This window comes from Streptomyces sp. NPDC059850 (assembly GCF_042731515.1).
In the GTDB taxonomy this organism is placed as follows: Bacteria; Actinomycetota; Actinomycetes; order Streptomycetales; family Streptomycetaceae; genus Streptomyces.
Map to the genome: position 1 here is coordinate 1 of NZ_JBHWJI010000120.1, position 8,293 is coordinate 8,293.

The 8,293-nt window shown below is 72.6% G+C and carries 6 protein-coding genes; 4 read left to right on the forward strand and 2 right to left on the reverse strand.

The genetic code is table 11. The annotated features are described in order from the left end of the window. Positions 1-157 precede the first annotated feature (157 nt). From ACFV9T_RS42125 to ACFV9T_RS42135, 3 genes are all read left to right on the forward strand, one after another. Entirely contained in the window at positions 158-1,435 is a 1,278-nt protein-coding gene (locus tag ACFV9T_RS42125) for an HRDC domain-containing protein (RefSeq protein WP_385449043.1), read from the forward strand. Positions 1,436-1,637: 202 nt separating this feature from the next. Further along, entirely contained in the window at positions 1,638-2,855 is a 1,218-nt protein-coding gene (locus tag ACFV9T_RS42130) for a thiolase family protein (RefSeq protein ID WP_385449046.1), read from the forward strand. Beyond that, positions 2,852-4,981, forward strand: coding sequence for a 3-hydroxyacyl-CoA dehydrogenase NAD-binding domain-containing protein (locus tag ACFV9T_RS42135; RefSeq protein ID WP_385449048.1), 2,130 nt, complete (start codon positions 2,852-2,854; stop codon positions 4,979-4,981). The genes ACFV9T_RS42130 and ACFV9T_RS42135 overlap by 4 nt, the downstream gene beginning before the upstream one ends. A gap of 60 nt (positions 4,982-5,041) precedes the next feature. Here ACFV9T_RS42135 and ACFV9T_RS42140 read toward each other — a convergent pair whose 3' ends face one another. Next, positions 5,042-6,088 carry a hypothetical protein gene (locus tag ACFV9T_RS42140; RefSeq protein ID WP_385449051.1) on the reverse strand — a complete coding sequence of 349 codons (1,047 nt, stop codon included), beginning with the start codon at positions 6,086-6,088 and terminating at the stop codon, positions 5,042-5,044. Positions 6,089-6,155: 67 nt separating this feature from the next. On the opposite strand from ACFV9T_RS42140, the gene ACFV9T_RS42145 reads away from it, so the two are divergent. Then, entirely contained in the window at positions 6,156-6,560 is a 405-nt protein-coding gene (locus ACFV9T_RS42145) for an NTP pyrophosphohydrolase (RefSeq protein WP_385449053.1), read from the forward strand. A 21-nt stretch (positions 6,561-6,581) separates the two neighbouring features. On the opposite strand, the gene ACFV9T_RS42150 is transcribed toward ACFV9T_RS42145, so the two are convergent. Further along, complete coding sequence (locus ACFV9T_RS42150; RefSeq protein ID WP_385449054.1) at positions 6,582-8,129, reverse strand: amino acid permease; 1,548 nt, start codon at positions 8,127-8,129, stop codon at positions 6,582-6,584. Positions 8,130-8,293: the final 164 nt, after the last annotated feature.

The following is an 8,293-nucleotide window of genomic DNA, read 5'->3' on the forward strand; positions in this document are numbered from 1 at the left end:
GCCCCGGGGCCGGGCTTGGCCGCGGCCGCGCTGCCCCCCCCAAAAACCCAGAGACCCCCGGGGGGCCCCCCCCCCCCCCCCCCCCCGGGCCCACGGGGCACTCACGGTCCGGCCCCGGCGCGCCTGTGTACGCGCCGTACACAGCTACCCTTGACAGGTGACCGACGCCCAAGAGACCGCAGCAGAGACGACACTGCGAACCACCGGGGGCGCTCCTCCGGACGACCTCCCCCCGGCGCCGGTCCCCTTGCTGGAGCCGCGCGAGGGCATTCCGCCCGTCATCGCCGGCCCGGACGCGCTCGACGAGGTCGTCGCGGCTTTCGCCGCGGGCCACGGCCCCGTCGCCGTCGACGCCGAGCGCGCCTCCGGCTACCGCTACGGACAGCGGGCCTATCTGGTCCAGCTGCGCCGGGCCGGAGCGGGGACCGCACTGATCGACCCCGTGGGCTGCCCCGACCTGTCGGGTCTGGGCGCCGCCATCGCCGACGCCGAGTGGGTGCTGCACGCCGCGACCCAGGATCTGCCGTGTCTGCGTGACATAGGCATGGTCCCGGACCGGCTCTTCGACACCGAACTCGCGGGCCGGCTGGCCGGGTTCGCCCGGGTGGGGCTCGGCGCCATGGTCGAGAACATCCTCGGCTACGCGCTGGAGAAGGGTCATTCGGCCGTCGACTGGTCGACCCGCCCGCTCCCCGAGCCGTGGCTGCACTACGCCGCGCTCGATGTGGAGCTGCTGGTCGACCTGCGCGACGCGCTGGAGGAGGAGCTGACCCGGCAGGGGAAGCTGGAGTGGGCGCACCAGGAGTTCGCGGCCATCGCCGCGGCCCCGCCCGCCCCGCCGCGCAAGGATCCCTGGCGACGTACGTCGGGGATGCACAAGGTCCGGCGACGACGGCAGATGGCCGTGGTGCGGGAGCTGTGGACGGCCCGGGACCGGATCGCCCAGCGCCGTGACGTATCGCCCGGCAAGGTGCTGGGGGACGCGGCGATCGTGGAGGCCGCGCTGGCACTGCCGGTGAACGCCCGGGCGCTGTCCGCGCTCAGCGGCTTCGGCCACCGGATGAGCCGCCGCCAGCTGGAGCAGTGGCAGGCCGCGGTGGACCGGGCCCGGGAGCTGCCGGAGGCCGAACTTCCGCAGCCCGGCCAGCCGGTGGCAGGGCCGCCCCCGCCGCGCGCCTGGGCCGACAAGGACCCCGCGGCGGCGGCCCGGCTCTCGGCGGCCCGCGCGGCGGTGACGTCGCTCGCCGAACGGCTGAATCTGCCGCAGGAGAACCTGATCGCCCCGGACACCGTCCGGCGGCTGTGCTGGGAGCCCCCGGCGGAGCCGACGACAGACGCGGTCGCGGACGTACTCACCGCTCATGGCGCCCGTCCCTGGCAGATCGACCAGGTGTCGGCGGTCCTGACCGGCGCTCTGGAGGCAGAGCCCACCTGACCTCCGGCGTGATGTGACGCGCGTGGACCGGCGGCTGAGCCGCCGGTCCTCTGTCGTTCGGCTCCCCGCCCTGACCTGTGACCTTCGACGCTACGGCGGCGAAGACTGGGCAGCGTGGTTACTCATAAGTAGCATGAGGGTGTGGAGGCGCGCCGATGGCGTGCCCGCAGCAGTGCCATCCCGCACCTGGAGGAGAGCCAACGTGCCTCGTACCGCTAGGGACGTCGTCTTCGTCGACGGCGTCCGTACCCCGTTCGGCAAGGCGGGCCCGAAGGGCATCTACCACGAGACCCGCGCCGACGATCTGGTCGTCAAGTGCATCCGGGAGCTGCTGCGACGCAACCCGGATCTGCCGCCGGAGCGCATCGACGAGGTGGCCGTCGCCGCGACCACCCAGATCGGGGACCAGGGCCTGACCATCGGCCGCACCGCGGGCATCCTGGCCGGGCTGCCGCAGTCCGTCCCGGGCTACTCGATCGACCGGATGTGTGCCGGTGCGATGACCGCGGTCACCGCCACCGCGGGCTCCATCGCCTTCGGCGCGTACGACGCGGTCGTCGCGGGCGGCGTGGAGCACATGGGCCGCCACCCGATGGGCGAGGGCGTCGACCCGAACCCGCGGTTCGTCTCCGAGAAGCTGGTCGACGAGTCGGCCCTCTTCATGGGCATGACGGCCGAGAACCTGCACGACCGGCTGCCGCACCTCACCAAGCAGCGCGCCGACGAGTTCGCGGTGCGCAGCCAGGAGAAGGCCGCCAAGGCGTACGCCAACGGCAAGATCCAGCAGGACCTGGTGCCGGTCTCGGTGCGCCGCACCACCCCCGAGGGCGGCGAGACCGGCTGGGGGCTCGCGACCTCCGACGAGCCGATGCGCCCGGGCACCACGCTGGAGAACCTGGCCACGCTGAAGACCCCGTTCCGGCCGCACGGCCGGGTCACCGCGGGCAACTCCGCGGGGCTCAACGACGGCGCCACCGCCTCCCTGATCGCCTCCGAGGACTTCGCCCGGGAGCTGGAGCTGCCGGTCCGGATGCGCCTGGTGTCGTTCGCCTTCGCGGGCGTCGAGCCCGAGGTGATGGGCTACGGCCCGGTCCCGGCGACCGTCAAGGCCCTGGCCAAGGCCGGGCTGACGATCGATGACATCGGCCTCTTCGAGATCAACGAGGCCTTCGCCGTCCAGGTCCTGTCGTTCCTGGACCACTACGGCATCGCGGACGACGACCCGCGCGTCAACCAGTACGGCGGCGCGATCGCCTTCGGCCACCCGCTCGCCTCCTCCGGCGTCCGCCTGATGACGCAGCTGGCCCGGCAGTTCGAGGAGCAGCCGGAAGTCCGCTACGGCATCACCACCATGTGCATCGGCTTCGGCATGGGCGGCACCGTGATCTGGGAGAACCCGCACTTCGAGGGGAACAAGTGACTACCACCGCAGAGCTTCTCAAGGGCGCGGCCGAGCTGTTCCCTGACGAGGTCGTGACGCAGGCGCACGTCCGTCACCTCGACCTCCCCCAGGACGCGGGCCGCTTCGCCCTCATCACCCTGGACAACGGTCTCGACCACACCAAGCCCACCACCTTCGGCCCGGCCTCGCTCGCCAACCTGAACGCGGCGATCGACCAGGTGGAGAAGGAGGCCGCGGACGGCGAGATCACCGGTGTCGGCGTCACCGGCAAGCCGTTCATCTTCGCCGTCGGCGCCGACCTCAAGGGCGTGGAGCTGCTGAAGCGCCACGAGGACGCGCTCGCCATCGGCAAGGGCGGCCACGACGTCTTCAAGCGGCTGTCCACCCTCGCCGTGCCCACCTTCGCGTACTACAACGGCGCGGCGATGGGCGGCGGTGTCGAGGTCGGTCTGCACTGCGCCTACCGCACCGTCTCGGCCGCGCTGCCCGCGTTCTCGCTGCCCGAGGTCTTCCTCGGCCTGGTGCCCGGCTGGGGCGGCTGCACCCTGCTGCCGAACCTGATCGGCGCGGACCGCGCGGTCTCGGTGATCATCGAGAACTCGCTGAACCAGAACAAGCAGCTGGGCGGCAAGCAGGTCTACGAACTCGGGATCGCGGACGCCATCTTCGAGGGCGCGGACTTCCTGGAGCAGTCGCTGATCTGGACCGCGGCCGTCCTGCGGGGCGAGATCGAGATCACCCGGCCCGAGATCGACCGCGGCGACGCCTGGCACGAGGCCGTCGTACGCGGCCGCGCCATCGCCGACAGCAAGGTGCACGGGGCGGCCCCGGCCGCGTACCGCGCGCTGGAGATCATCGACGCGGCCCGCAACGGCGACCTCGCCCGTGGCTACGAGGCCGAGGAGAAGGCGCTCGCCGACCTCATCATGGGCGACGAGCTGCGCAGCGGCATCTACGCCTTCAACCTGGTGCAGAAGCGCGCCAAGCGGCCGGCCGGAGCCCCGGACAAGTCGCTGGCCCGCCCGGTCTCCAAGGTCGGCGTGGTGGGCGCGGGGCTGATGGCCTCGCAGCTGGCGCTGCTGTTCGCGCGCCGCCTTGAGGTGCCGGTCGTACTGACCGACATCGACCAGGAGCGCGTCGACAAGGGCGTGGGCTACGTCCACGGCGAGATCGACAAGCTGCTGCTCAAGGGCCGGATCAACCAGGACAAGGCCAACCGGCTCAAGGCCGCGGTGACCGGTTCGCTGGACAAGGCCGCCGCCTTCGGGGACGCCGACTTCGTCATCGAGGCCGTCTTCGAGGAGATGGGCGTCAAGCAGCAGGTGTTCGCCGAGGTCGAGGCGGTCGTGCCGGAGCACGCCATCCTCGCCACCAACACCTCCTCGCTGTCGATCAGCGAGATGGCGTCGAAGCTCCAGCACCCCGAGCGGGTCGTCGGCTTCCACTTCTTCAACCCGGTCGCGATCCTGCCGCTGCTGGAGATCGTCCGCGGTGAGCAGACCGATGACGCGTCGCTGGCCACGGCCTTCGGGGTGGCCAAGAAGCTGAAGAAGACCGCCGTCCTGGTCAAGGACGCCCCGGCGTTCGTCGTCAACCGGATCCTGACCCGCTTCATGGGCGAGATCCAGAACGTCATCGACGAGGGCACCCCGGTCGACGTCGCGGAGCGCGCGGTCGAACCGCTCGGGCTGCCGATGTCCCCGCTGGTGCTGCTGGAGCTGGTCGGCCCGGCCATCGGCCTGCATGTCTCCGAGACGCTGCACGGCGCCTTCCCGGAGCGCTTCACGGTCTCCGAGAACCTCAAGCGCGTGGTCGAGGCGGGCAAGCGCGGCTTCTACGTCTACGACTCCGGCAAGCCGGAGCTGGACCCCGAGGTCGCCGCGCTGCTGCAGCAGGGCGAGACCGTCCTGACGGAGGAGCAGGTGCGCGCCCGGGTGCTGGACGCCGTCGCGCAGGAGATCGGCATCATGCTGGACGAGGACGTCGTCGCCGAGGCGCAGGACATCGACCTGTGCCTGATCACCGGCGCCGGGTGGCCCTTCCACCTGGGCGGTCTGACGCCGTACCTGGACCGTGAGGGCGTCTCGGAGCGGGTGAACGGGAAGCCGTTCCTGGCCCCGGGAATCGCGAGCGTCCCGGCGTAACACCGTACGCCGCGCCGTTCATGGGCGCCGGGTGGGCTGACGGCCCGCCCGGCGCCCGTGTCATTCCCCTACGCGGGACCAGGCGCGCAGCGCGAGACCGCGCTCGTCCGTCTTCTGACGCGCCACCAGCAGACCGCCGTCCGGCCCGAGCGCGGCCAGGACCACCAGCCCCTGCCCGTCCAGCGCGAGCGCCGGGTGCTGGGCGCCGGGGTCGCCGGACGGTGTCCACCACACGCCCGCCGCCTCGTCCTCCGCCGGATACGCGGCGACGGCCAGCCGTCCGCTGGTGGCGTCGCGGTGGGCCAGGACGGTGCAGTCGTGGCCGTCCACCGGGGCGCGCAGCGCGGCGACCGGCCCGGCACCCGTCAGCCCGCCCAGCGGCGCGGGGGCCGGGGCGTCCGGCCGCCAGGCCAGGACCTCACCGCTGCGGACGTCGCGCCAGTAGTGGGTGACGGTGCCGGGGCTGGTCTCCACCGCGGACGCCGAATCCGGCTGGGCGTCGGCGGGTATGTCCTCGGCCCGCTTCGGGGCGGCGCCGGGCGTGGGCTGGTGCCAGCGCAGCGCGACGCCCTTCCAGGACGGTGCGAACAGTTCGAGACGGCCGTCGGCGGTCACGGCCGCCGACAGCCCGTCCAGGACGTCCGTACCCTTCCAGTCGGTCCAGCGGTCCCACGTCCCCTTCTTGGGGTCCTGCCGCCGCGCGCTCACCCCGCCCCCGGCGTTGCGGACGAAGACGCGGAGCGCGCCCGTGGAGTCCACCGCCGCGGCCGGTTCGCCGATCCGCTCCGCCTTGGCGCGGTCCTTGGGGTGCGGGGTGCCCAGGGAGTGCCACGCGGTGAGCGCGCGGCCGGTCTGGAACTGGGTCGCGTGGACGAGGTCGACCTGTGGCCCGTCCTTGCCCTCCGTGCTCCGTAGCCCCACGAGATGCGCGTAGCCGTCGGCCCCCTGAGCGGCCGTCAGCCGGGACAGCCCGGGGACCTCGATCCGCCAGGGGCCCGTCCAGTCCGGCCCGCCCCGGCGTTCTTCGGTCCAGCGGGCGACACCGCCTGCCACCAATGCGTAGGCCGTGAGCCTGCCGTCCTTGCCGCGGAGCAACCGCAACGCCATGGCCCGCCGCCAACCTTCCCGCGTCGATCTACCTGATCCCTCTCGCCCATAGTATTTTGCCTGGTCTATGAGTAGTCTCGGCGGGCTCGTCATCGTGGACGCGGCAAACGTGGTCGGCTCGGTCCCGGACGGCTGGTGGCGCGACCGGCACGGGGCCGCCGAGCGGCTGCGCGACCGGCTCGGCGCGGTCGCGGTGAGCGGCGTCCCGGAGCGCACGGGCGTCCCCGACTGGGCCCGTCAACCGCCGCTGGACATCGTCCTGGTGGTGGAGGGCGCGGCGCGCGGCGTGGAGCCCGTCGAGGGCGTACGGGTGGAGGCGGCGCCGGGGAGCGCGGACGACCTGATCGTGGAGCTGACGGCCGCGCGCGAGGCGGAGCGGCCCTGTCTGGTGGTCACGGCCGACCGGGAGCTGCGGGAACGGGTGACGGCGCTGGGCGCGGAGGTCGTGGGCCCGCGCGCCGTCCGGGGATAGACGCGGCGTCAGGACGGCGCGTCAGCGGCGGGTGCCCGACCGGGTCACCCGGCTGTGCCCGCGCCCGTACAGGACGTAGACGACGACGCCCAGCACCATCCACACCCCGAACCGCAGCCAGGTCTCCGCGGGCAGATTCACCATCAGCCACAGCGACGCCGCCACGGAGACGGCGGGCAGCACCGGCACCCACGGCGTGCGGAAGGCGCGCGGCAGGTCGGGGCGGGTGCGGCGGAGGACGATGACGCCGAGCGCGACGACGACGAACGCGAAGAGGGTGCCGATGTTCACCAGGGCCGCCAGTTCCGAGATGCTGGTGAACCCGGCGACCACCGCGATCAGGACGCCCAGCAGGACCGTCGAGCGGTACGGGGTGCCGAACCGCGGATGCACCTTGGCGAAGAACCTCGGCAGCAGCCCGTCGCGGCTCATCGCGAAGAAGACCCGGGTCTGGCCCAGCAGCAGGATCATGCACACGGTGGTGAGCCCGACCGCGGCGCCGAAGCTGATGAGGCCCGCGTAGAAGGGGTGGCCGGTCGCCTTGAAGGCGTCGGCGAGCGGGGCGTCGATCGTCAGCCGGGTGTACTTCTGCATGCCGGTGACCACGATGGACACCGCGACATAGAGCGCGGTGCAGATGAAGAGCGAGCCGAGGATGCCGCGCGGCATGTCGTGCTGCGGGTGCTTGGTCTCCTCCGCCGCGGTGGCCACCACGTCGAAGCCGATGAACGCGAAGAAGACCACGGCGGCGGCGGTGAAGATCCCGGCGACACCGAAGGTCGTCGGCTCGTACCCGGCCATCAGCTGGATCAGCGGCGCCCGCAGCCCGGAGGCGGAGAGCGTGCCCTGCGCCTCCGGGATGAACGGCCGGTAGTTGTCCGCGTCGATGAAGAAGGAGCCCGCGATGATGACGAGCAGGACGACGGTCACCTTCACCGCCACCACCACGGAGGTGACGCGCGCGGACAGCTTCATGCCGAGGACCAGGATCGCGGTCAGCACCAGCACCAGGGCGGCGGCGAGGATGTCGAAGGTGAAGCCGCTCGCCTCGTCCGGGCCGGAGAGCACGGCGGGCAGCCGCCACCCGGCGTTGTCCAGGAGCGAGCGTACGTACCCGGCCCAGCCGACCGCGACCACGGCGGTGCCGAGCGCGAACTCCAGGACCAGGTCCCAGCCGATGATCCAGGCGGGCAGTTCGCCGAGCGAGGCGTACGAGAAGGTGTACGCGGACCCGGCCACCGGCACGGTCGAGGCGAACTCGGCGTAGCACAGCGCGGCCAGTGCGCACACCACGCCCGCGACCACGAAGGCCAGCGCGGTCGCCGGGCCCGCCTGCTCCTTGGCGACGGCCCCGGTGAGCACGAAGATGCCGGTGCCGATGATGACGCCGACGCCGAAGACCGTGAGGTCCAGGGCGGACAGCGACCGGGTGAGGGCGTGCTCGGGTTCCTCGGTGTCCTGGATGGACTGCTCGATCGTCTTCGTCCGCAGATAGTCCGGCCGGGCCCTGGCCCGGGGACCGCTCCGGCCTCCGCCGCCGCCTGGTTCCTCATCGCTCACCGGTGACACCTCCTGCGCCTGCCCCCGCGCGTCATGGTTCTGCCAACCGCGCGGGAGCGGCGCACGCACACTCGGCGGCCTCGCCGATTCACCCGATGGGGGCGGGCAGGCGGGAGCGGGCTGGGCCGGTCGGAGCACGACAGGGCCCCGGCCCGGACCGCTGGGGTCCGGGC